General features: G+C 42.3%; 21 protein-coding genes. 4 read left to right on the top strand and 17 right to left on the bottom strand.

What is annotated here, in order from left to right; translation table 11 throughout:
• Positions 1–15: 15 nt before the first annotated feature.
• The 11 genes from FET73_RS06535 to FET73_RS06485 form a co-directional block, all read right to left on the bottom strand.
• On the bottom strand, positions 16–417 hold the full coding sequence (locus FET73_RS06535) for a CPBP family glutamic-type intramembrane protease (RefSeq protein WP_154223150.1): 402 nt from the start codon (positions 415–417) through the stop codon (positions 16–18).
• Positions 418–494: 77 nt separating this feature from the next.
• Positions 495–1,340, bottom strand: coding sequence for a pyrroline-5-carboxylate reductase (gene proC, locus FET73_RS06530; RefSeq protein WP_154223149.1), 846 nt, complete (start codon positions 1,338–1,340; stop codon positions 495–497).
• Positions 1,341–1,565: 225 nt separating this feature from the next.
• The gene (locus tag FET73_RS06525) at positions 1,566–1,952 is read right to left on the bottom strand and encodes a VOC family protein (RefSeq protein WP_154223148.1); all 387 of its coding nucleotides are present in this window, start codon (positions 1,950–1,952) and stop codon (positions 1,566–1,568) included.
• A gap of 258 nt (positions 1,953–2,210) precedes the next feature.
• Positions 2,211–2,747: an REP-associated tyrosine transposase gene (locus FET73_RS06520; RefSeq protein ID WP_154223147.1), complete on the bottom strand. Its 537-nt coding sequence runs from the start codon at positions 2,745–2,747 to the stop codon at positions 2,211–2,213.
• 298 nt (positions 2,748–3,045) lie between these two features.
• Positions 3,046–3,318 carry an addiction module protein gene (locus FET73_RS06515; RefSeq protein ID WP_154223146.1) on the bottom strand — a complete coding sequence of 91 codons (273 nt, stop codon included), beginning with the start codon at positions 3,316–3,318 and terminating at the stop codon, positions 3,046–3,048.
• 191 nt (positions 3,319–3,509) lie between these two features.
• Positions 3,510–5,537: an exodeoxyribonuclease V subunit alpha gene (gene recD, locus FET73_RS06510; RefSeq protein WP_154223145.1), complete on the bottom strand. Its 2,028-nt coding sequence runs from the start codon at positions 5,535–5,537 to the stop codon at positions 3,510–3,512.
• The gene (locus tag FET73_RS06505) at positions 5,534–9,148 is read right to left on the bottom strand and encodes a UvrD-helicase domain-containing protein (protein ID WP_179952154.1); all 3,615 of its coding nucleotides are present in this window, start codon (positions 9,146–9,148) and stop codon (positions 5,534–5,536) included. Before FET73_RS06505 ends, recD begins: the two co-directional genes overlap by 4 nt.
• A complete protein-coding gene (locus FET73_RS06500; RefSeq protein WP_154223143.1) occupies positions 9,148–12,963 on the bottom strand; it encodes an exodeoxyribonuclease V subunit gamma in 3,816 nt (1,271 codons plus the stop codon). The genes FET73_RS06505 and FET73_RS06500 overlap by 1 nt, the downstream gene beginning before the upstream one ends.
• A gap of 81 nt (positions 12,964–13,044) precedes the next feature.
• Positions 13,045–14,019, bottom strand: coding sequence for a diguanylate cyclase (locus FET73_RS15485; protein ID WP_154223142.1), 975 nt, complete (start codon positions 14,017–14,019; stop codon positions 13,045–13,047).
• Positions 14,020–14,069: 50 nt separating this feature from the next.
• A complete protein-coding gene (locus FET73_RS06490) occupies positions 14,070–14,462 on the bottom strand; it encodes a DUF6165 family protein (RefSeq protein WP_154223141.1) in 393 nt (130 codons plus the stop codon).
• A gap of 3 nt (positions 14,463–14,465) precedes the next feature.
• The gene (locus tag FET73_RS06485) at positions 14,466–14,870 is read right to left on the bottom strand and encodes a DUF6524 family protein (RefSeq protein WP_154223140.1); all 405 of its coding nucleotides are present in this window, start codon (positions 14,868–14,870) and stop codon (positions 14,466–14,468) included.
• 119 nt (positions 14,871–14,989) lie between these two features.
• On the opposite strand from FET73_RS06485, the gene mltF reads away from it, so the two are divergent.
• Positions 14,990–16,339 (top strand): membrane-bound lytic murein transglycosylase MltF, encoded by a 1,350-nt coding sequence (mltF, locus tag FET73_RS06480; protein ID WP_179952153.1) that lies wholly within the window; start codon positions 14,990–14,992, stop codon positions 16,337–16,339.
• 86 nt (positions 16,340–16,425) lie between these two features.
• Entirely contained in the window at positions 16,426–17,130 is a 705-nt protein-coding gene (locus FET73_RS06475) for a PP2C family protein-serine/threonine phosphatase (protein ID WP_154223138.1), read from the top strand.
• Here the strand turns inward: FET73_RS06475 and FET73_RS06470 are convergent.
• Positions 17,127–18,233: an anhydro-N-acetylmuramic acid kinase gene (locus FET73_RS06470; protein WP_281347600.1), complete on the bottom strand. Its 1,107-nt coding sequence runs from the start codon at positions 18,231–18,233 to the stop codon at positions 17,127–17,129. The two genes, FET73_RS06475 and FET73_RS06470, sit on opposite strands and share 4 nt — an antisense overlap.
• Entirely contained in the window at positions 18,230–19,438 is a 1,209-nt protein-coding gene (locus tag FET73_RS06465; protein ID WP_154223136.1) for a peptidoglycan DD-metalloendopeptidase family protein, read from the bottom strand. The genes FET73_RS06470 and FET73_RS06465 overlap by 4 nt, the downstream gene beginning before the upstream one ends.
• On the opposite strand from FET73_RS06465, the gene FET73_RS06460 reads away from it, so the two are divergent.
• Both FET73_RS06460 and tyrS read left to right on the top strand, forming a co-directional pair.
• Positions 19,437–19,649: a hypothetical protein gene (locus FET73_RS06460; protein WP_154223135.1), complete on the top strand. Its 213-nt coding sequence runs from the start codon at positions 19,437–19,439 to the stop codon at positions 19,647–19,649. The two genes, FET73_RS06465 and FET73_RS06460, sit on opposite strands and share 2 nt — an antisense overlap.
• Before the next feature lie 83 nt (positions 19,650–19,732).
• Positions 19,733–20,929 (top strand): tyrosine--tRNA ligase, encoded by a 1,197-nt coding sequence (gene tyrS, locus FET73_RS06455; protein WP_154223134.1) that lies wholly within the window; start codon positions 19,733–19,735, stop codon positions 20,927–20,929.
• A gap of 55 nt (positions 20,930–20,984) precedes the next feature.
• Here tyrS and FET73_RS06450 read toward each other — a convergent pair whose 3' ends face one another.
• The 4 genes from FET73_RS06450 to FET73_RS06435 all read right to left on the bottom strand — a co-directional run bounded on the left by FET73_RS06450 (position 20,985) and on the right by FET73_RS06435 (position 23,379).
• Complete coding sequence (locus FET73_RS06450; RefSeq protein ID WP_179952150.1) at positions 20,985–21,716, bottom strand: DUF481 domain-containing protein; 732 nt, start codon at positions 21,714–21,716, stop codon at positions 20,985–20,987.
• Between the two features lie 73 nt (positions 21,717–21,789).
• Complete coding sequence (gene rpsI / locus FET73_RS06445) at positions 21,790–22,182, bottom strand: 30S ribosomal protein S9 (RefSeq protein WP_154223132.1); 393 nt, start codon at positions 22,180–22,182, stop codon at positions 21,790–21,792.
• Positions 22,183–22,191: 9 nt separating this feature from the next.
• The gene (rplM, locus tag FET73_RS06440; protein WP_154223131.1) at positions 22,192–22,620 is read right to left on the bottom strand and encodes a 50S ribosomal protein L13; all 429 of its coding nucleotides are present in this window, start codon (positions 22,618–22,620) and stop codon (positions 22,192–22,194) included.
• Positions 22,621–22,830: 210 nt separating this feature from the next.
• Positions 22,831–23,379, bottom strand: a complete 549-nt coding sequence (locus FET73_RS06435; protein WP_179952149.1) for a UPF0149 family protein — start codon at positions 23,377–23,379, stop codon at positions 22,831–22,833.
• Positions 23,380–23,423 lie beyond the last annotated feature (44 nt).

The following is a 23,423-nucleotide window of genomic DNA, read 5'->3' as shown; positions in this document are numbered from 1 at the left end:
TTTTACTTGTTAAACTTAACCAAACAAACCCATGAAACCAAAAATTACCCCGTTATTTAGCATGTGGATTGAAACAGTTATCCAGAAAGCTGATGTAAAAGATTTTTTCCGCCAATTTAAGTAACTTATTGAAAGGATAAAAAATAAAACAAAAACACCCACACCCCAAAATGGAACAGACAGAGAATGAAGTACCGCCCAAATCAGTGCACTGATAAAAGCAGTTGGCAACATTGCCAACCTAAAGAATGATAAGGTTTTTATAATCAAAACCATCAACAAAGTTTCAAGAATGGGTGCCAGAAAAACCGCCAAAAAAATCGTTTTACGGGTCAGGTCAAATTCTGGTGTCGCTTTAGGTTCAAACAACCACATAGCCATATAAACGATGGGAAGGGTGGATAAAATACTTAACAAGTAAGCCTTTAAAACATATAAAACCGAATTCTCATGTTTGAACAAAAATTGGGTAACAGGAAATGTCTGCAATCCCATCAATCAAACTCCTTAGACATCTCAATCGAACGATCAAAGGCCGCTTGTAATGCCGTTTTAACCGTCTTATCAGTCGCACTTTGCTCAAAGCTTTGTAAGGCGGCATAGGTGGTACCATTCGGTGAAGTCACACGGTCTTTGAGTGTGCGCAATGACTCTGGGCTGCGCTCTGCCAGTAAGGCCGCACCAGTGGCAGTTTTCTTGGTCAATAAGGCGGCATTCTCAGGTGACAAACCCAGATCTTCCGCCGCCTTCTGTAAATGCTCCATGAACATGAAGAAGTATGCTGGGCCACTGCCTGACAAAGCCGTTACTGCATCAATGTTCACTTCTTCAGTTACCCAGATCGACGTGCCGACGGCATCCATCAATTGTTCGGTTTGGTGTTTTTGTTCATCCGTCACATGCGCATTGGCAAACATACCGATGGCACCCTGGCCAATCAAGGCCGGTGTATTTGGCATGGCACGAACAATGGCATGATTTAAATCTGTCTCATCCACTTGCGTCCAACGCGCAATTTGATCCGTCGTGATGCCTGCAGCAACAGAAATAATCAAAGGATTAACCTGAGCAAAATCGGCTTTAACACTTTCCAGCACCATTTGCATGATTTGAGGTTTCACCGCAATCACCACCACATCAGGCATGCCAAAATGTTCGGTATTGTTACTGAAGGTTTGCACTTGAAACTGTTTTTCAATGTGCTCGCGTTGGTTCTTTCCTGGATCACTGGCCGTGATTTGACTTGGCATCAAACCTTTGTTGATCAAACCACCAATCAAACTGGCCGCCATATTCCCTGCACCGACAAAACGGATGCGTAAATCTGTAATATTTTTCATTTGATGATGTTAACTGATATTGAATAAACTGTCATCCCTAGCGAAGCACCTAAACCCCGTCATCCCGAGCGAAGCCGAGGGACCTCATACAGTTCACAGTAAAACCCACACCAACCCCTTGCTCATTTAGAGTTGTTGAGCGCTGAATTCGTATAATCATGACAATTGCATCGTATGCCTAATGGAGATTACTCAACTCGCTTAGGCTCCCTCGAAATGACGCCTTTATTTATCAATCCCTTCTGCTATCGGGTGCCATAATTCGACTTTAAATCCCTCAGGATCAAGGAACCAACCGAACACACCATATTCCTCTTTCACAATGTCACCGGCTCGTTTTGCACCAGCCGCTTCAACTTGTGACAACATCGCTTCGACGTCATCAACAATGAAATTGAACATAAAATCCTGCTTTGATGGCTCGAAATAGGTGGTATCGGCACTGAACGCACCCCAAATAGTTTGGTCACCCACTTTGTGATTGCCCGGTGTGAATGCCGCACAAAACGGCGCCGCCAACTCAAAACCCAAATTTTCTTTATACCAAGTCGCTAATTTTTCGGGCTCTTTGCATTTAAAAAACAAACCACCCACGCCTCTAACTTTTTCCATTGTTCTTTCCGCTGAATAGAACAATCATTATCAAAGATTTAAAACAAAGGGTCAAGCTGGTTGGAGACATTGCTTATACTGAATATCAACCATAAGAACCGTAGGGTGGGCTCCGCCCACCAATCTCTAACCCGCTCTTAATTTCCACCACCCCAATGAACAAACATTGGTAGGGTGGGCTCCGCCCACCACCCCCCAAGCCAAGGTTTAATTTCCACTGCTCCAGAACAAACCTGGAGGCCCGACTCTGCCCACCAATCAATGATACTCATTCAATTGAGTGAAATCGCTCCAATTTTTATCATAAAACCCATTCTCTACAAATTTTGCAAACGATGAATAAGCCCAGTCACATGGTTTATCTACATACCCATGTTTCACAGGATTAAAGTGGATGTAATCTGTTAAATGATTTAATTCTGATGCATCACGAATGGTGTGTTCATAATACCCTCTTTGCCAAACCCCACTCTCTCTTTTATTGACTTTACTCGTAGAAATTTCTTTTGATAGTTTAAATTTTAATTGTTCTGGCAAACTTTTCGTGAAATGTATTTTTATTAAGGAAACCACCTTTGGGAATTCAGCTATAACATTGGGCTTAATGATCATGTGGAAATGATCAGGCATAACTGAGATGGCATAAATCTCAAACCGAACTTTACGTTTAGCTGCTTTTATTGCCATTCGGAATTCATCAATATATTCAGTCAAAAGACTGCGTTTACGATTGTTGATAGCAACAGTGATAAAAACATAACTGTTTTCAATAAAAATCCTTTTATAATTTGGCATTGAAAGAGTTTATCACAGCCCTGATTTCATGTTTCTTTTGTGGTGGGCAGAGCCCACCCTACACGCTAAAAAACAGAAATCGGAAATACTCTGTTAAACATTTTTATCTTTAAAAAATACATCTATGCCTTTATTGATATAATTTGACAACTTCTTCTCTACGAAAAGCCACAAATAAAATACAAGACAACAATCAGTAAAATAGAAAAAAACAGGTTTAAATTAAGAAAATGATTTAATAACTGATAACTAAGAAGCATAAGCGTTAAAACTACAGAAAAGTTCGCAATCACATATCTCATTTTAATTTGTTATCTCTTGTAAGGTCTGAGTGTACTAGACACGCCTCAGGTGTAAAAGTTTCAGAAAGCAGTTCACTACTAACGTCATCTAAACTTTTAAATTTAAGTTCACCACTTTCAACTCCTGACAGCCTGTTTTCAAGTACCGCTTCATGCCAATGTGGCGTTGGAATTTCGGCTCCATGGGAAATCAAACTTTCCCAAACTTGATCCAATACTTGTAACTTCTCTTCAGCAATTAAATTATTTATATCTTTGGATGTGTTCATGATGCTTCCTCATGTCTTGACTCACTTTTTTTAAGCGTTTTTGTTGAATACATTCAACCACCTCACAATTTCAACCCGGTTTGGCGGTGATTTTTGCGTTGGATGCCGGCTTGTAAGGCGATTAATCACAGCCCTGATTTCATACTTCTTTTGTGGTGGGCAGAGCCCACCCTACACGCTATATTGTTCAACTATTCCCACAATTTCAACCCCGTTTGGCGGTGGTTTTTGCGTTGTATGCCTGTTTTCAGGGCGGCTTCATTGGCGACCAGTTCAACAGACTGTTTGGCGCGGGTCATGCCGGTGTAGATGATTTCGCGGCTGAGCAGGCGGTGGTCGGTGTCGTGGGGTAATGGCATCAGCACGTGGTTGAATTCTGAGCCTTGGCTTTTGTGTACGGTCATGGCGAAGGCGGCAGTGAATTCGGGGATGACATGTATGGAATAGCTTTGATAGGCTGTTACGTTGCTGTCTTTCGCTGTTGGGAAAATGGCTCTAAGTTGACCTTGTTCGATTTCAAGCAGGAATCCAATATCACCATTAAACAGTTTTAAGCTGGCATCGTTTCGCCTGACCATGATGGCGGCACCATGGAACAGGTGTTCATGGCCGGTGACATCCAGTCGTTGTTTCATCATTTCACAGGCATGGTAGTTGATGTTTTGTGTACCAACTTCGCCTTGATTAACCAAGGTCAATATACGGTTGCTTTGGATGCATTGGAAGACTTGGTCAATGGCGTCTGTGTGCTGAGGCAATTGTTGGTAATCCATGCCTTTTAACTGGGTCATCAAATTTTGATAGTCACCTTGTTCAAAATAATGCCTTGCCAACCAGTCGAGGTAATGTTGTTGCCATATTTTAGAGTTGTTGCTCATGATGGCATCGTTCCAGTAAAAACCGGCAGCACCTTGGCTTGGTTCTGCCACGGTTTGTAGTTTTGAACTGTGCATAAAACCCTGAACATCGCCTTTTCTGACCAACTCACTCAAATGCGCAATATCGGCTTGGCAACGTTTACTGTCGGTTAATACCGTGACACAATCCAGTAACACGGCACCATTATTTTGCATTTCTAAACCATCACATGCATCAAACCTATCCAGAATATCAACACAAGACACGGGTAACACGTGCTGCATCAGGGTTTTTTGGGCGGCAGACATCGCCAACTTTTGGTTCACGTCTGGCATCAAATCGGCCAACACAGCACCTGAACTGACCGAGGGCAATTGGAACTGGTCACCCAATAATATGACACGACAGCCAGATGGTATCGCTTGCAATGATTGTTTCATCAGCATCATGTCCACCATCGAGACTTCATCAATCACAATGACTTGATACGGCAACAAGTTACCTTGGTGGTAGCGGTGTTGTTTTCGGCTCGGGTTAGCGCCCAGTAAACGGTGAATGGTGGTGGCTTCAGCATCCAGTAAAGCCAATTCTGCTGCTGTCAGCGCTGTTTTAACATCATACATCAAGCCATGGCGCAACGATTCGGTCATGCGATAAGCCGCACGGCCTGTCGGCGCAGCCAAGGCGATATCAGAGGCATCGAAGCCCAAGCGCACCAAACAGCGCAACACACTGCCCATAATAGTGGTTTTACCGGTGCCCGGACCTCCAGAAATGATGCTGAACGGCTTGCTTAAGCAGGTTGCCATCGCCAATACCTGTTCGCCACTCATGGCAAATGAAACCGATTGCTGTACCGTTGAGATGGCTTGTTTCACCTCATCGGCAGCAAAGCTTTGAGCTTGGCCATGGCCCACCAAATCAATCAAAGCATCCATAACAGCCAACTCGGCTTGGTGGTATTTATAAAAATACAAACGTTCGCCATCAAAAGACAGGATTTGCGCACCGTCCAATTGGTAAAAACTTAAGGGCTGGCTATTGAACACCGTCATGGCTTGGGCTTGATTAAAAAGCACTGGGGTAGCGTTTTCTTGTGCGGCTATTGGCAAACACAAAGAACCTTCATTGACCTCGCTGATGAGCGTCAACAGCATGATCCAAAAGTCCCTGTTTTGATTTAAGGTGTTAGCATCCATATTGTTTTTGGGAGCTGCATCAAACTGCCATGTCTTATAGCAGTCACGCAACAACTGTAAATGCCCCAGGTCCAAATTCAACTGATTGACCAAATGCTCTGCTGGCAGATTGAGGCCAGGAAAAACACGCCTGAGATCGGCTGTGGTGACATTGAATTTCATGATTGACCTCCTATGCGACTTTGCGTGATGGTGAGCAGTTCTGTTTCGATTTTTTGATCATCGTAGTTTGACTGTGAAAAATCATCATAATAGACACCATTTTGGTCATCGCTTTGGCAATCAATACCACGTGAAAACAAGTAAATGGCCCCAGCCAAACGCGCATTTTCCAAACCCAATGAGTCGAACCATTTTTGTACTGCCATGCCATACAATTCATATTGCCAATGGTATTGATGCGCCGCCATCACCTCTTGGTTCAACACCTCAGGCGCATAACCTGCTGCACTGAAATTACTTTTCCAGTCGAGGATAAAATAATCCATGCTGCCCTTATCCGTTTTGGGGTCACATTTGACACCGAACAACAAATCAATAAAGCCAGTTAAATGGGTTTGTTCCTTTTGCCAAAAGAACGACATTTCATGGCAACGGTTTTCGGGTAAGACATCAGCCAAAGTGCCACCGTTAAGTGCTGCCAATGGTTTTTTCAGGGTGTGCCATACCCAAGCGGCCAACTCTTGTCGGTGTTCCCTTACCACTTCACCTTCGTCATTCAAAATGTCCCCGTTGTCCATGCTGAATTGTTCCATTTGTGCATCAACCACAGACATGATGCGTTCATCTTGCCACAGGCTGGCTAAATCTGGGATCTGATTGAAGCGCTGGAAATCCACATGCTCAAAAATGCCGTGCAAGACATGACCCGTTTTGACCCCGCCGGGCAAAACCTTGGTCCAATCTGCAGCTTCAGTGACCAGTTGTGGCCCTTGCGCCACGGCATCACCGGTAATCGCTGTTTTTTCATTCTGGCTGGCTTCACCGAAACTGGCGCCATCTTTGACTCGACTGGACTGTTTGCTGTGACTGAGTGACGAGAAAGAATACACTTTGCGCTGACGTTGCCACAAACCTTTGGGTGGTGACAAAGGTGACAAAGATGTGTTTGGCATCGAACCTTGTTTCGATACCGCTGGCTTCAACGGCTTCATTTCGCTGTCATCCAACTTGATAATGGGCTGTGACCATGACTCGGTTTGGGTTTCGCGCAGCTGCATTAAACGGTTGACCACTTTGTGCCAATAATGTGATTTATCAGCCTCACCATATTGCGCTTTGTCATACACCGGCAAAAACAGTTTAAATACCGCTCGCGTCATCGCCACATAGAACAAACGCTGACGTTCTTCGGCGTCATAAGCAAACTCAGCCTCGGTGTTTTTGTTCACGTCATAGACAATCTGACCTGACTTCTTATCACGGTATTTGGTGTACTTCTGTGTTGTACTCTTACCAGAGCCAAAACCTCCAAAAAGGAACACCACAGGAAACTCCAGACCTTTACTCACATGCATGGTCATGATGTTGACCGCTTGGCGGTCGTTGTCTTTTTGATGCAAGTCTTCTGACGCCTTGGCTTCACGTTTTTCAATCAACCACTGTAACAAACCTTTGACGTCTAAGTTTTGTGCCAAAGCGGTTTCACACAACAGTTGTTTGATGTGTTTGAGGTTCGCCACACGTCGGGTCAAACCTTGGTGGCTGGCACGCATCAACACGCCAGATTCATGCAATAACAGGTCAAACAAACGCAACCAATCACCATCCGCTGCAGCCTCTTTCAAAGCCAACCAGTGCTGGTTCACTTCGGGCAACAATTCATCGGCAAAATCTTGTAATTGTGCGGGCTTCAAACCAAAGAACAAAGTAACCAAGGCATTGTTTACGCGCCTGCGGTCGTTGTCGTGCGCCAAAGCGGTCAGTACGATTTGATAATGTAATGCCTCATCGGAACTGTAGAGGTCTTTCTTCTTGTGGTAGTTGTAAGGGATGGCTAATTGCGTGAAGGCCTTTTCCAGAAATTCAGCTTCTGTGGCTGCATTAACCAAAACACAGACATCAGACAAACCCAAGGTTTTGTTTTTGCCTTTGAGTTTCACCTGAATGGGCTGGCTCAAAATATGTTGTTGTACCAATAAAGCGACTTGATTGGCCATGGACTGCTTAAAATCTTCGGCTTGAAAGCCCTCACCTTGAATGCCGTAACTATTGATGGCATGGTCATTGATGGCCTGTGTGGCGGAAGTATCATTGTTTGAATTTGAATCAAGCAGCAGCATCGGCCCTTGCTGCGCGATGTGTTCATCAGGTGCTGATTTCACTGCCACTGCATCAGCCTGCCACCAAGAACCTTGTTCAACCAGCTCATCACCAAAAAACTGATTGAAGCTTTCAAGCAAATCGGGCAAGGACCGGTAGTTGGTCGCCAAACGGTAACCCTTGGCCTGACCAATGCCCAGCATGTCATCTTTGGCATCTATGTAGGTGTGTACATCGGCACCACGGAAAGCATAAATCGCCTGCTTCGGGTCGCCAATCACGGTCAGTTGGTGGTCAGTGGACTCAAAGAACAAGGTTTTGAAAATTTCCCATTGATTGAAACTGGTGTCTTGGAATTCATCAATCATTGCCACAGTGAACTTCTGTCTTAATTGTTGCGTCAACAACTGTTCATCGACAGGCAAACGGCGCTCAGCCATGATTTGTTCATGCAGTCGGTTGATCATGTCATCGTAACTGATCAGGCCATTATTCAGCTTGTAATCAATTGCTTTTTGAGTGATGTCTTTCAGCAATGACTGAATGATGTCGAAGTCGGCTCCGACAAACTGTTGATTTGCATGGCTTAATTGCTCAATCATTTCATTGAACTTCGGCGCATTGCTTTGTTCATCTTCTGGTGCTTTAGCTGACCAGTCTTTGTGATATTTGAATAAACAAGCTTTAGAAATATCAAGGTGGCTACTGTAAACCGACTTAAATTCGGCGGCGTAATCACTGTCATCTGTGGCATGCTTTAATCGTTCATTTAAAGTCGCCCAAGCTGTGGTGACATTTTTCAACATGTTCGTTTTCACCTTGGCTGTTATGCTTTCTAATGGTTCCAATTCTTGCGTAAAAGCATCAAAATCAAAGTCCTCAAGCCAAGCTGATATTTTTCCTCTGGTAACAGCCAAATTTTCAGTTGATGCAGGCCACAACAAATCCCGTTCTAAATTGATGTTGCCCAACAAATCAAGCAACAACTCTTCAACCTCTTTCGCTGACTTGCCCAATTTATTGAAGGCTTTTTTGATGCTAGGATCTGAAGGCCATTGGCGTTTCAATTGGTTTAATTGTTGCTTAAACACCTCTTGGTCATCGACCAATTCAAACTCGAACACGCCGCCTTGTTCAAAAGCAAATTCGCGCAGCATGTTTTGACAAAAAGCATTGATGGTATAAATTGGCGCGCTGCTGACTTGCTTTAATGCCCTGTCCAAATGTGCCTGAATTGCAACAGCATTTGGTGCAACACCTGAACCATTTTCATCAAACTTTTTTATCGCATCGTGAATACCTTCTCGAATCCTGGACCTTAATTCAGCAGTGGCTTTGTCTGTGAAAGTGACCAACAAAATCTGATCCAGAGACATTTTTTCTACTGTGAGCAAACGCAACACCAACTCAATGATGGTGTAGGTTTTTCCGGTTCCAGCAGAGGCTTCAATCACCGCATCTTGGTTCAAATCGATTTCGACTGGTGAATCAATGAAAATAAATTCAGACATCATTTCACCTCCTTATCTTTGTTGACTAAAAACGTTTCATCGGGCAATTGCGCCAACATCATGGCATGCAAAGGCCAGTAGCGTTTGTGCATCACCGGTAACACGTCATCAAAAGTTTTGAGCTCAACAATTTTGGCAATTTCCTCATAGTCCTTGAACTGCGCTTTGTCCTTATAAGTGCTTTGAATGGCAGCTATGGTGTAGGGATCAATATCTGCTATTTGATAATTGAAAGGGTGAACAGTTTTGGCTTTTGATTTAGCTGGTAAATAAGGAATCTGAGTCGTTAATTCATCAGTCCTTGGCATTTTCGCTTGGTTGACTTGCTCACAATTGATAAAAGTCCCATCCAAGGCCAAATAATCTTGTAATACATCTGCCAGATATTGACGCACATAAGCAGGCCCTGAAAATGAAACTTCATCCGTCGCCCAAAACTGTAATGTTTTGGTATGACAATGGTCAGCATAAAATAAGTGCAACATCATATTTTCTGCTGTTTTAACGTCAGTTGATAACTGCATCAAGCACCAATTAAGAAACGGCCTGATTAACTTTTTATCCCACAATGTGTCACTTTTTATGGCCTTAATTTTCCCACCACTGACCACCAATTGTGCTTGGTATGTTTCACCAGCTAAAAACAAACCATCTACCACACCATGTAATTGAATGTTTCGACCATCAGGCAATGGAATGCTTATTGCTGATGTGCTTTGAACTGGCGTGGCGTCGGTCACCGCTTCTCCAAAAACCAAAGGGCCAGAACAGGCAGTTAATTCCGATAAATCCTTCATCATGGACTGATAACTTGGTTCTTCAGCCACTTCTGATAATTCGTCAATATCAACAAAAAATTCAACAGGCAGCGTCGATTGTGCTGCCATTTGCTGATATTTGGCTCGCAAGCTGCCCGCCAACGACAAGGTATCTGCTGCATTCACCACATCCCAAACGGCTTGCTGGTAAAGTATGTGCTTATCTAAGCCATTCAATTCAAACGGCTCATGTTCCACCAAGGCTTCTTGATCTGGGTGCTTGCTCACCATGCCTTGGCGCAACAACACTTCTGACATCGCATTTTCTAAATACTTGGCCAAATCCCCAATATCGACTTTGATGTCGGCTTTGACATCGACCTTGCTGTTTTTAGTTTCATTGTCTTTAGCTGTAACAGCACCAACTTCAGAACCATCTGATGCTTCGAATAAATCCAAAAACTGCTGTGCGGCAGCTTGTTGCTGGCGGTCACCCTGAACGAGCATGTCCTTGGCATGTGCCTTTGCATGTACTTGGGCTTGCATGGGTGCAGTTTCTGCCCAAGCCAAATAGTGATCGGCCAATGAAAAATTCACTGACATGTCTGCAAAGCTGCTGTCATCAAACCTGAATGGCGCACTGTTTTTGCTGTCCAATGGTAATTTTGTTTCTGGAAAAGCAGCTAAAGGTGCATTTGAAGGCACAGCTAAAGATTGGCCCATTTGCGCTTCATCAATGAATGTCATGGCAAAATCAGCCAATTCATCCAACACCGATGAGCGTTCAATTTGCTCCGCTTTGCGTAAATCTTCACCGACGTAGGACAGGTACAGTTTTTCACGGCTACACATCAAAGTTTCCAAAAACAAATACTGCTTGTTTTCAATTTGATTGATGTCACCGATACGGCGTGACCGGTTACTTAAATCCAAGGTATCAAAACGCAAGCCGCCCGGAAAACTCGGTGCATCCAAACCCAAAACATAGGTGATTTTGAAGGGAATTGGTCTCATCGGTTGTAAGGCAGCGCAAACCACACCACCGGTCAGGTAATGCCCTTTGCTGGCTGACAAATCATTCAACTCAGCTTCTATAAAATTACGCACATCATGAAAATTCAAAGTCATGTCTGGCACTTGTTTGGATAATTTCAATAACGATTGTGACAAGGCCATTTGTACCGATTGCTCTCTGGGTAATGTTTCAGGGATCGCCAACAGCGTGTCGAACAAACGGCTTAACAAAGCTTCCCATGCTTGGGCACTGCGCGCTTGTGTGAGCAGTTGGTGTTGGTGGTGCAAATAATCCAACAATACGCTCAATTTACCGATGCCATCGGCATCCAATAAACTGTGTTCTGTGGTTTCATTGGCCAAATAAACATGCAAGCGCCTTAAACCTTGAGACCAAGTGAAGCGTTTGCCCAGGTCATCATTGTCTTCAGTCGCCTCATCTACAGCTTGATACAATTGTTCAAAACCAGCAAAAATACCCAACTGGCTGGCAGTTTGTAACCAATCATCCCAATCACCATCTGTCAGCTGTAACGCCGACATGACACAAGGATTGCGTAACCATTGAAACACCTCGGCACGCATGAAATCGTTTGCCAAGAAATCAAACAAAGACAACACAGCGCGCGCGTAACTGGATTCCACCGTCACAGAGGCGTCGACCAAAGCATAGTTCAAATGGACGCCTTGCTGGCGGTTCAACTCACCAAACACCTGCTCAATCACAAAGCGGTATTTGTCCATGTCAGTGACCAACAAAGCCACATCTGACGGTTCCAGCGTTTCATCTTGTTTCAAATGCCACAAAATGTTGTGATAAACCGATTCCACTTCACGGTAAATTGAAGGTGCTTGGGTGATTTGTAAACTGGCCAGTTGATTCGGTTGGGTTAACTCTTTATCACCTTGGCTGCGGAATAAAATCGCATCCTGCAGCAAGTGTAATAAAGTGTCCTCTCTTCGTTGCTCTGAATCCAACCATTCATCACTGAAACTGACATCGAAATGAATCGCATCTTCCTCAAGCTCACTGTACAGTTTGAGCGCTTCCCTGCCCGGCTTGCCCCAGGCTTTAAGCAAAGGGTTTTCAATCAGGGCATCGTCCATCTCAAAAAAACTTTCTGCGACTTCAATGTCACTCGTGTCGTTTGATATGGGCTCACCACTTGAATCAGTGGCCGAGACTTTCTGTGCCAATAACCTTTGGTGCCAAATGTCTTCACCTTCGGTTTGCATGTCTTGCCAATATTCGGCACACACGTTCAGCTGGTAAATGTGAATTTCATAACTGCGCGCCAAATCACACAACAATTGGCGGTGAAATTGTGACAAACGGGTGGGTGTAAAAATGTGAATGGCAGTGGCTTTATCTGGTACTGAAACCTGTGACCAATCTGCCTGTTGCCACAACTGAAACAAGGTCAATTGTTGAACCTCATTTTCCGCACCATCACTTTGTAGCTGCTGGGCATTCATCAGGCTCAAATACAAATCTTTTTGCATCACCTCAAGGGCTCGCAACCGTTCGTCTTGGCTGCTTTCAAAAATCAAACCACCGGTCAGCCAAGCTTGCACCATTTCAGGACGTTTAAGCTCATAGTCCATCATCAACAAAGCCAACCTTTGGCTCAATTGCCAATGCTTCTTGCTTTGCAAAGCGGCTGATTCTTCTGATGAAAAGTAGTGTTGTATCGGTTGATAAACTTTTGGATCTAAATCATCACTGTCAGCTAGCTTGTGCCAAATTTTCAATGCCAAATCACCTTGATTCAACATCCGAACAGCAGCTTTATTTTGCAACTTCAGTGTCGCTTGGAACAGACCCGTTTCCAAAAAAGGAAAAGCCACATTGGCACAAATACCGTCTCGTGATGCCATATTCAACTGCAAGTATTTCTGCATGTTGCCATTGGGCACAATCACTTCGGCTGGATTGAGGATGTTGCTGCTGTTTTGGCGCTGTAGCGATAACTGATGATTCAATCTATCAGCCAAGTGTTCTACCGAATGACTGAAGTATAATTTAATCTGACGTTGGTGCATGATTCCATGTGAGGCAAAGACAAGTACATATTATCACGGCAGGCTTTCTCAAAACTTGAGAATATAAAAGATTTTTAAAACTCAATAATTAATCGCTTTAATGATGCGATCTTTGCCTGTCTTTTTGGCTTTGAATACGGCTGAATTTAATTGTTTAATCCATTCAGAAGTTGAATCTTGAGCTGTTTTCCTGGCCACGCCCATTGACAAAGAAACTCCATTTGATTGGTATAAATGCGACTCATTGAACGCGCAGCGTATTCGTTGTGCAGCCTTATAGGCATAATCAAAATCTTTGTTCTGACAAATCAAAATAAACTTGGCACCACCCAATCGATATAAAATGTCATCATCAGCAACCTGACAATCTATGATATCAACTGTGTCATTCAATATGTCATCACCTTTTTGATAACCCAATAAATCATTCACTTTCTTGAAATTATCTACATCAATAACAATTGCAGATGCAGACAAACTATTCAATCTGATCTTTTCTATCATTTCATAAAAGGCTCTGCGGTTACCAATTCCGGTCAACATATCTTCTGTTGCCATGATTTTTAATTTTTCATGGCTCGCAATGGACTGAATGGAAAACAAGTAGGAAAAATAGACAGTGACCAAAATTGACATCAAAGTAGTTATATATGTAAAGGCAGGTAAATCCCTAACCAAATAGGCCACAAGCGCCATAAACACCAAGCTAAAATAAGATGCTGTCTTTGGTGGAATCAAATAGTACACCAAAATCGCGGTTGGATAAACCCAATAAATTTGTACACTGCCTTTCAAAACAATAGATGCCAGTGTCCCTAATACCGCAATGACCGCCATCGCGTGGCTGGCCATGAGTGTTTGCCTGGTCGAATATACATGATAGCCAACATAAAAAGAAAACAAGACCAAAATAGAGTCGACTGTACCAATCACCCAATCTTGTGATATGAACCTGATAATGGCAAAAAAAGAGATACAAATACCATAGGCGGCACAAACACCAATCACCAAATTTTCTTTGGCAGTCCTTTTAGTATGTATTAGGTCCTTATCCACGCATGTCACCTTGATTCATGAGGTTTCAGTATACCAAACTCGCTATCATCTTATTTGTAATCTTCGTATGATTTTTCTTCGACCAGCTCAGAGCCAGTAAGCTTATTAATGTCTTTTTTTACTTGGGCTCGGGTGTCATTTTCGAAATAAACACTTCTTGCTAATTGGACAAAGGAGTCATCAAAGATTTGATTTTTTTCTTTGATTCTGATGTCATCTTCAATAACCCAAAGTGTTTGATTGACTGTTTTTAGTTGACGTCTTAACTCAGCCATTTTTTCACCATCAAAACCACCTTGCGACCAAATTTCAGTCAACAAAGAAAGCTCATGATTGATGTTTTTTAATTTTTCAGCGTCTTTTATCTTTTCCGATTTTATTTCTAAAATGGTTATTTTATCCAGTAACTCGCCCACTGAAATTGGGGTATTAATCAAACTCATCCTTTATTCTCCTACATCATCTGTATCAAACTGTCCGGTCAATTTTTTCTTGATGTGTGACCACGAAATACCCAGACCCATCACAGTCCCTAAAACCAGTATCATCACCCATGACAAAATACCTGGGTTACTGATATCCATCCAACCTTGATCAACAAAGAGCCAGACCAGTGTGCCACAAAAAGCAAACACCAATATGATTCCAATCCACCCTAAAGACCTGAAAGTAGCCGTTAAATAAATCACATAACCACCCAAGATCAATAATGAAGCCAATATTTTTAGAGGTAATTGCTCTCCACCGAAAGGCCAAACCCAATGGGCCAAAGAATAACCTGTAGGATTGTAGGTGATAAACACAAGCAAAAGGGCAAAAAACCAACGAACTAAAAAACCTGTAACTTTCATAAATTAAACATTTTTCGACATTATTCAGCGCATGCATTATAATCAAACATAATGAATTTTGTAACTGGTGTGATTTGAAGCCTCATTATTTCTACGCAAAAAAGCAATGGTTTCTGCTTTTGACTGTTGCCCTGGTATTGATTTTCACCAGCCCTTGGCAAAGCCGAAACAGTTGGCAAAAAATCAAAGAAAGGGGGTACATTAATTATGGCACTCGCACGTCATTACTGTCCTATTTCAATAACGGCGAAGAAAAAATTGGTGTTGAATACCAGCTGTTAAAACGCTTTTGTAAGCAGCACGGCTTAACCCTAAAAGTCAGAACATTCAGAAACAACCAGGCGATGTTTCAAGCACTGAATCAACAAAAAATTGACATCGCCGGCGGTCACCTCAGCGTGACCAATTCTCGCATGAAAAGCTACTTATTTTCCGCTCCAATTGATGAGTCACATGTTAATCTGGTTACTCACTACAGGTATAAAGACATCAAGCAAATGTCAGAATTAAACCAAGCCGATGGGCGGGTAACTTCATTCAGCAGCAACCAAGAATTTCTCGATGATCACCCTGAGTTTAATTTAGAAAAATTAAGTATAGACAAGCACTCATCGCTCTTTGAGTTGATCAAAATGGTGAGTTTAAAAGAAATAGATTTTACTTTGGCAGATTCTTCTATTGTTTCAATCTATCAACAGTTCATACCCGGACTTTACACCCCAATCCAATTAACCCCATCAATAGACATTGCTTGGATGCTCAGACCCAATAGCCAATCAGTGCTGAATCACTTAAACCCTTTCATCAAAACCAGCGTTGATACAGGTGAAGTTCAAAAATTAAAAAATCAATTAAGTGTCTATATTCCTGAAATTAACACGGCAAATACCGTCACTTTTTTAGATTATTTATACAGCCGTTGGCCAAAAATCGTGACCCAGGTAAAGCAAGTTTCAAAAGCACTTGATTTTGATTATTTACTGTTAGGCGCCATCAGTTACCAAGAATCTCATTGGAACCCAAAGGCCGTCTCTCCAACTGGCGTAAAAGGCTTGATGATGTTAACCCGCAGGGCTGCTAAAGATGTAGGTATAACTGACCGCACTGATGTACTACAAAGCTTAAGAGGTGGAGCTGCTTATTTTCAAAAAATGTCAGACAAAATACCTGAACGAATTGAAGAACCAGACCGAACACTTTTTGCTCTGGCCGCTTACAATGTAGGCTATGGTCATTTAGAAGATGCACGGATATTAACGCAGCGCAACGGAAAAAATCCAGATTTATGGCAAGATGTGTCACTTTTCTTGCCTGAGCTCAACAACCCGATTGTTGCACAGCATTTAAAACACGGTATGGCTGATGGAAAAACGGCGGTTTTATATGTAGAAAACATCATGACTTATAAGCAACTACTTAAATGGAAAGAACAAAAAGGTTCCTGGAGTCAAATAGCCGATAATCCGTGACAAACTTCACAGAAACGATTCCTGCGCCACAACCGTTATGGCTTGTGGTATATTATGAAAACAAAGGGGAAAACACTTCTTATTGAATGAATATAACAATTGGACATACCACGCACTCTGGCATCAAACGTGATCATAACGAAGATACCTATGGTGTAAATAATCCTAAGCATGTCTATTTGGTTGCTGACGGCATGGGCGGGCATGACCATGGTGAAATTGCGAGCGCCTTGGCCAGAGACAACATCCTTTCTGCCATAGAACAAGGCATGGATTTAGAAACAGCCATCCTCACTGCCAACCAAGAAATCATCAACAGTTCTTCAGAAAAGCCAGGCGATTTGCCAATGGGAACCACAGTCATTATCGTCAAACTGGACCAAAATGATTACCATTGTGCTTGGGTTGGCGATTCCAGGGCCTATATCTATCAAAACAAATCTTTAACAGCCATCAGCTCTGACCATTCTTATGTTCAAGAATTGGTAGACCAAAAATTAATCTCCACCGAACAAGCCAGGTCCCATCCTCACAGGAATGTTGTGACACAAGCTTTAGGGGTAACTGATAACAGCGAAATTAAAGTTGCATCTAAAAACGCCTCATTTGAAAAAGGTGACAAGTTCTTGCTGTGCAGCGATGGTTTAACCGAAGAAGTTGATGACATGGCAATTGAAGCCATCATGTCTCAAAATGCACACCCAAAAGAATTAGCAGATCAGTTATTGATTAAAGCCTTAGAAAATGGCGGCTCCGACAACATCACTGTTTTGGTGATCGAAATTAATTAACTGTCCGCTTCCTTTGACTTAGTCTCAACCTTACCTTTGTATAACACCCCAAACCTGTGAGCAACCTTGCTTCCAGTAATTTGTATCAAATCCAAAGGATCTTGGTATTTTGAAGCCAGCCAAGCCATCAACACTGACTCCACATGATCTGGGTTCACGCCTACGCTTTGGCTGCTTATAACAGGCATATGGAGCTGCTTTTCTAATTGAGACATCAACGTGGTGTTATGGACTCCGCCTCCACAAACAATCAATTGGGATGCATCCGCTGCATATGTATCAACATCATTGGAGATGGTCATCACTGTCAAGGCCAACAGTGTGGCCTGAATGTCTTGTGGCGATAAGGTTTCTAAATCGGCCAAATGCTTTTCCAACCACTTTAAATGAAACAGTTCTCGACCTGTGCTTTTAGGTGGTCTATTGGAAAAATAGGGTTCACTTAATAAAGCTTGTAGCAAATCATCACAAACAACACCTTTTGCTGCCCACAGGCCAGATTGGTCGTAATCAATTTGCAGGTGTTTATTGGCCCACAAGTCCATCAAACAGTTGGCAGGCCCCGTATCAAACCCAATCACCCTTTGCTCAGTTATGTAAGACAGGTTGGCTATACCACCTAAATTAAGCACCGCCAAAGGCTTTCCTTGATAGAAAACTTCTTTATGCAATGCTGGCGCCAAAGGTGCGCCCTGTCCACCGTAAGCAACATCTAAACTGCGAAAATCTGCAATCACATCAATGCCTGTCAGTGCAGCCACATGAGCCGCCGACCCTAACTGCCAAGTATTGACTGGAGGATTATGATCAATGGTTTGACCATGTAACCCTATGGCTTGTACTTGTTCAGGCCTGACATTGGCTTGACTCAGGATGGATTTGACAACTTGTGCATAGCAGGTCGCCAACTGACAATCTAAGTTCGAAAACAGACGTGCTGATGCAGCCTTGCCAGCAATGACTGACAACAAAATTGTTTTTAACTTGTTCGGATAGACTTCATGGTAAGTCGCCAAACATTCAATACCTGAGTCGTCAATGTTAACCAGAGCTGCATCAATGCCGTCACATGATGTTCCTGACATCAGTCCCAGGTAGATCAATTGGCAACCACCAATCGTTGATTCAAGCCAGACAATTCCGCCAACAGCGGTGAAGCCATGCGTTCAAACGCTGGCATTTTGTTCTTGGCTAAAGGCTCTGCTTTTGGAAGTGAAACTGTTCGTGGGTTTCTGTGTACCCCGTTATAAACAAACTCATAATGCAGGTGTGATGCTGTTGACATACCTGTCGATCCCACATACCCAATGGTTTGACCTTGCTTGACACGCGCACCTTTCTTAACTGCACGCTTACTGAAGTGCAAGTATTTAGTCACAATCCCATTCGGATGTTGAACAAACACATAATTACCGTTGAATTTATTATATGAAGATTGAATCACTTTACCGTTACCTGCAGCAAAAACGGGCGTGCCTTTAGGCGCTCGATAGTCGATACCTCGATGGGCCTTGATTCGCTTGGTAATCGGGTGCTTGCGTCTGGGATTGAAGTTTGAACTGATGTAAGAAAAATTTAACGGCGCACGTAAAAAAGCCTTTTTCATGCTGCGACCATTCGGCGCATAATAAGCACCATCACCTTCTTCCGATTCAAAATATACCGCCTCATACGCTTTACCTTGATTAGTAAAGCTTGCGGCTAAGATCTTGCCATCGGTGATGTATTCGCCGTTTTTATAAACTTTTTCGTAAATCAAACTGAAACTGTCACCCTGACGGATTTCCAAAACAAAATCAATATCCCAACTGAAAATATGGGCCAATTGCATGACCATCTTGTCAGTTAATCCAGCTTGTTTCCCTGCGCCAAACAGAGAGTGCGTGATGCTGCCCTTGGCAGTAACCAACTGGGTTTGTAATTCATGGGCAACTAATTCTGTGGAAACTTCACCTTCATTAACAACAATCGACAATGTTTCTTTATCGGATGGGTCAAACTGTAAAGATTTGAGTTGTTTTTGTGCATCAATCTTAAAATTAAGAACCGTGCCAGGCATAACCTTAGTCAACCTTTTACCGTCTTCATTGTGTTTAATGATTTTTAACAACAACGCTTGAGACAACCCTAAGTCAGTAAAGATACCAGACATGGTTTGGCCTTTTTTAACTTTATGATTCAGTGTTTCAAATTGCTCTTGACCAATCAGTCCAGCTTCAGAAAAACTCAATAAAGGCATAGAAGGCAATTCAATTTGCGCTGAAACATCAGCCTTTGGCACTTTTGCTTCTGCTTCGACAGTTAACATGTCATTGATGGCAACAAATGAAAATATGGCAGCGGCTACCACCACAGCTTTTTTATTTGTGATTTTTTTTATCAACGAAAAAGCCTGGCCTGCTATTTTCTTTGCAGGAACAGCAGACAACGTGAAAGATTGGCTTTTTGAAGCACTTTTACGGATGGCATGCGTTTTAATGGTTCTTTCTCAACAATTAACTGAAACGAATTATAGATGATTTTTTGCCTCTGTGAATCAATTGTGGTTCTAAATTCATGCTAATTTGAGTAGAATTAACCCCTTTTTAACGATTTTAACAACATGTCAGTACAAGATGCACTGGATTTGATTTGCCGTGGCGCAGATGAAGTCATCAAACTAGAAGAACTGGAAAAGAAACTCAAGACCGGCAAAAAGCTCAGAATCAAAGCAGGCTTTGATCCAACAGCACCCGATTTGCATATTGGTCATACGGTTCTCATAAATAAAATGCGTCAATTCCAAGACTTAGGACATGATGTGATATTTTTGATTGGAGACTTTACTGGAATGATTGGAGACCCTACAGGGAAAAATGTCACCAGAAAGCCTTTGACCCGCGAACAAGTTTTAGAAAATGCCGAAACATATCAAGAACAAATTTACAAAGTCTTAGATAAAGACAAAACCATCATTGAATTCAATTCAAATTGGTTTGGCAAAATGACCGCTGCAGACATGATTCAATTAACGTCTCAATACACTGTTGCACGCATGCTAGAACGTGATGACTTCGATAAACGCTACAAATCGGGTCAACCGATTGCCATCCACGAATTCATGTACCCGTTAGTTCAAGGCTATGATTCTGTGGCACTTGAGGCTGATGTGGAGCTCGGTGGCACAGATCAAAAGTTCAATTTATTGATGGGCAGGCATTTGCAAAACCAAGCAGGACAGGACCCTCAAATTGTTATCACTATGCCTTTATTAGAAGGCTTAGATGGCATACAGAAAATGTCTAAATCACTGGGTAACTATATTGGTATTGATGAAGCGCCACAAGAAATGTTTGGCAAAATCATGTCCATTTCTGATGACTTGATGTGGCGTTACTTTGACTTGTTAAGCTTTAAATCTAATGAACATTTAGCCCAACTCAAAGCTGAGGTTGAAGCTGGAAAGAACCCACGAGATGCCAAATTTGAATTGGCTTTAGAAATCATTGAACGGTTCCACAGCAAAGAAGCTGCAGAACAAGCACTGGCAGGTTTCAAAGCACAGTTTCAAAAAGGTGCTTTACCCGATGACATTGACGAAATCACATTAACCACAGAAGGTGGAGAAATGGGTTTGGCACACATACTTAAAAACTCAGGGTTATGTTCAAGTACTTCTGATGCCATGCGCATGACCAAACAAGGTGCTGTTAAATTGAACGGTGAAAAATTAACCGACCCCAAACAATCTTTTCCTGCTGGTACTGAAGGTGTATTCCAAGTAGGCAAAAGAAAATTTGCTAAAATCACACTGTCATAATTTTCCAGGACAAAAAAAGCCCGCTTTTATGCGGGCTTGTTTTAAACTTTAATTTTCAAAAGTCATAAACCAAATTCGCTGAAATCAACTCATCTGTCTTTTCTTTACCTGCAGGAACATCTGTGTTGTGCCTGTACTGGTAGTTTAATTTGACCGCAAAGGCTTCATTAACTTTCAAGGCCACGCCCATGTCATTTTGAATGTAAGTGTTATCAGAGCCCGACTCAATCAACAGCACATCTTCAAATTTGGTTGTTTCAGTTAATTGACGCATGTAATCCATCTTACCCACCAAGATTGCCCCACTGACCTCTGAGCGATCAGCATCAACCGCTTGCACCTTATAACCCAAAGCCAACTCAGTTAATAATTTACTTTTATCAGACTCAAAAAACTTATGTCCCCAGCCAACAGAAGCTGACATGGTGTAATCGTAGCCAGAAAAATCATCATTTTCATAACGAGAAGCATAGAAGAAATGATCAGCATCTCTCCACTTATAACCTGTCTTACCACTGAAGACAAAGCGATCAGTTGTCGTTTCACCATCAGATGAAGCATACTGGGCTTCTAATTTCGATTGATTCACCCACTTTTCACTTTCAATTTTTAATTCAACAGAGCCGTTCAAATTGTCTGAATCTGAATTCCCTGAAGCCATTGAAAAGCCAAGCTGCCCTTTACCAGACCAAACAGTACCTTTTCCTTCTGCGTCATTATCTGCTGCATGCACAGACCCATTAATCAACAACGCGCCTGCTATCCAAATTAATTTATTATTAGTCATACTCATTACCTCAAATTTTAAATACAAAAAAGGCCGGTAAATACCGGCCTTTTGAATACATGTACTCGACGAATTAACGTTTCGAGAACTGTACAGAACGACGGGCTTTTCGCAAACCGACTTTCTTTCTTTCCACTTTTCTCGCATCACGTGTCAAGAATGAGTATTCTTTCAATTGAGGACGTAATGTTTCATCAGTCTCCAATAATGCACGAGAAAGACCTAATCTGATGGCGCCAGCTTGGCCAGTAGTTCCACCACCGACAACTGTACATTTAATATCAAATTGATCAGCCATACCAAGCACTTCTAAAGGCTGTCTTGCAACCATGCGCGCAGTTTCTCTGCTGAAATATTCGCTGATGTCTTTGTCATTAATGACAATCTTACCACTGCCTGGAGTGATGAAAACACGAGCTGATGAAGATTTTCTTCTGCCTGTTCCGTAATACTGTTGATTAGCCATAATAAACCTTTAAATATCTAATACTTTAGGTTCTTGTGCAGCATGTGGATGCTCAGAACCTGAATAAACTTTCAACTTGCGGTACATTTGGCGACCCAAGCTATTTTTTGGCAACATGCCTTTGACTGCTTTCTCAATCACTCTTTCAGGGTGTTTGGCTAACAAATCTTTCAATGCGATAGATTTTAAGTTACCTACATAACCTGTGTGGTGATGGTACATTTTGTCATTTAATTTGTTACCAGTGACATGCAATTTTTCCGCATTCACGACAACAATGTAATCACCTGTGTCTACATGAGGTGTGAATTCAGGTTTATGTTTGCCACGCAATCTCAAGGCAATCTCAGATGCCATGCGACCCAATGTTTTTCCTTCTGCGTCAATCAAAAACCATTCGCGGTTGATTTCTTCTGCTTTTGCGCTAAATGTTTTCATATTATTCTGTTGTTTTTACCCGTGGTTTTGGCCCCAAAAATCATGTTTTGAAGCACCGCCATTTACAAAGAGCGGGAATGGTACTTAATTCCGTCTTCAGATGCAAGCGATTTGATAATTATTTTCGTCCTGAGACTGGTTGCCAAAGCTTTTTCCTGAGGTCTTCTTTACAACAAATCTGAACATCCAATTGAAACAGTATCTACAGTCTTAATTTATGGTGTTATTGGCGGGTTTCAATTGATTCAACTCCGCGCTTAACATCATCACACCGGTTCGGACATATTCAACTATCTCCATGAGGTCTAATTCTTCACCCTCGGTATCTTCTGCTGTCTGTTCAACCCGCGCAATTTTATCCAAATCTTCAACAAATTCCACTACTTCTTTCGAAACATGCTCTTTTCCTGAATAACCTGCCAAACCCAAAGCCGACAAAAAAGTCGTTACCCACTCAGACAAAACCCCTAAACGGGCTGATATACTGGGCTCATCCTCGGGTAAAAGCAAAGAATACGAATAGTCCTCTTTATTTAACATGTCTTTTGTATGATCAAACACTGCAGATAAAACCATGTCCAACCCCTCACCAGCCTGACCATCTACACAATATTCATTAATCACCCATTTAGACCACATTTTGTAATCCATCGACTGATTGACACATAACATTCCTGTAGCATGCGCTTGTAATTCACTTGGCGAGGCCAAAACTTGTAACTTTTTAAGGTGTTCTGCAAAAGGTTGATAAGGTATCATGTACACTCTCTTAACAAATGGCCATATTTTATGATATTTTTCAA

Source organism: Marinicella rhabdoformis (assembly GCF_009671245.1).
GTDB classification, from domain to species: domain Bacteria; phylum Pseudomonadota; class Gammaproteobacteria; order Xanthomonadales; family Marinicellaceae; genus Marinicella; species Marinicella rhabdoformis.
Note: the sequence above shows the minus strand (reverse complement) of the source record. Positions and strands in the feature narration are given on the sequence as shown.

What these genes read in the sequence shown, in the direction of transcription:
- proC (WP_154223149.1), bottom strand. Translation starts at nt 1,340, where the DNA reads ATGAAAAATATTACAGATTTACGCATCCGTTTTGTCGGTGCAGGGAAT.
- FET73_RS06525 (WP_154223148.1), bottom strand. Translation starts at nt 1,952, where the DNA reads ATGGAAAAAGTTAGAGGCGTGGGTGGTTTGTTTTTTAAATGCAAAGAG.
- FET73_RS06520 (WP_154223147.1), bottom strand. Translation starts at nt 2,747, where the DNA reads ATGCCAAATTATAAAAGGATTTTTATTGAAAACAGTTATGTTTTTATC.
- FET73_RS06515 (WP_154223146.1), bottom strand. Translation starts at nt 3,318, where the DNA reads ATGAACACATCCAAAGATATAAATAATTTAATTGCTGAAGAGAAGTTA.
- recD (WP_154223145.1), bottom strand. Translation starts at nt 5,537, where the DNA reads ATGAAATTCAATGTCACCACAGCCGATCTCAGGCGTGTTTTTCCTGGC.
- FET73_RS06505 (WP_179952154.1), bottom strand. Translation starts at nt 9,148, where the DNA reads ATGTCTGAATTTATTTTCATTGATTCACCAGTCGAAATCGATTTGAAC.
- FET73_RS06500 (WP_154223143.1), bottom strand. Translation starts at nt 12,963, where the DNA reads ATGCACCAACGTCAGATTAAATTATACTTCAGTCATTCGGTAGAACAC.
- FET73_RS06490 (WP_154223141.1), bottom strand. Translation starts at nt 14,462, where the DNA reads ATGAGTTTGATTAATACCCCAATTTCAGTGGGCGAGTTACTGGATAAA.
- FET73_RS06485 (WP_154223140.1), bottom strand. Translation starts at nt 14,870, where the DNA reads ATGAAAGTTACAGGTTTTTTAGTTCGTTGGTTTTTTGCCCTTTTGCTT.
- FET73_RS06475 (WP_154223138.1), top strand. Translation starts at nt 16,426, where the DNA reads ATGAATATAACAATTGGACATACCACGCACTCTGGCATCAAACGTGAT.
- FET73_RS06460 (WP_154223135.1), top strand. Translation starts at nt 19,437, where the DNA reads ATGTCATTGATGGCAACAAATGAAAATATGGCAGCGGCTACCACCACA.
- FET73_RS06465 (WP_154223136.1), bottom strand. Translation starts at nt 19,438, where the DNA reads ATGTTAACTGTCGAAGCAGAAGCAAAAGTGCCAAAGGCTGATGTTTCA.
- tyrS (WP_154223134.1), top strand. Translation starts at nt 19,733, where the DNA reads ATGTCAGTACAAGATGCACTGGATTTGATTTGCCGTGGCGCAGATGAA.
- FET73_RS06450 (WP_179952150.1), bottom strand. Translation starts at nt 21,716, where the DNA reads ATGACTAATAATAAATTAATTTGGATAGCAGGCGCGTTGTTGATTAAT.
- rpsI (WP_154223132.1), bottom strand. Translation starts at nt 22,182, where the DNA reads ATGGCTAATCAACAGTATTACGGAACAGGCAGAAGAAAATCTTCATCA.
- rplM (WP_154223131.1), bottom strand. Translation starts at nt 22,620, where the DNA reads ATGAAAACATTTAGCGCAAAAGCAGAAGAAATCAACCGCGAATGGTTT.
- FET73_RS06435 (WP_179952149.1), bottom strand. Translation starts at nt 23,379, where the DNA reads ATGATACCTTATCAACCTTTTGCAGAACACCTTAAAAAGTTACAAGTT.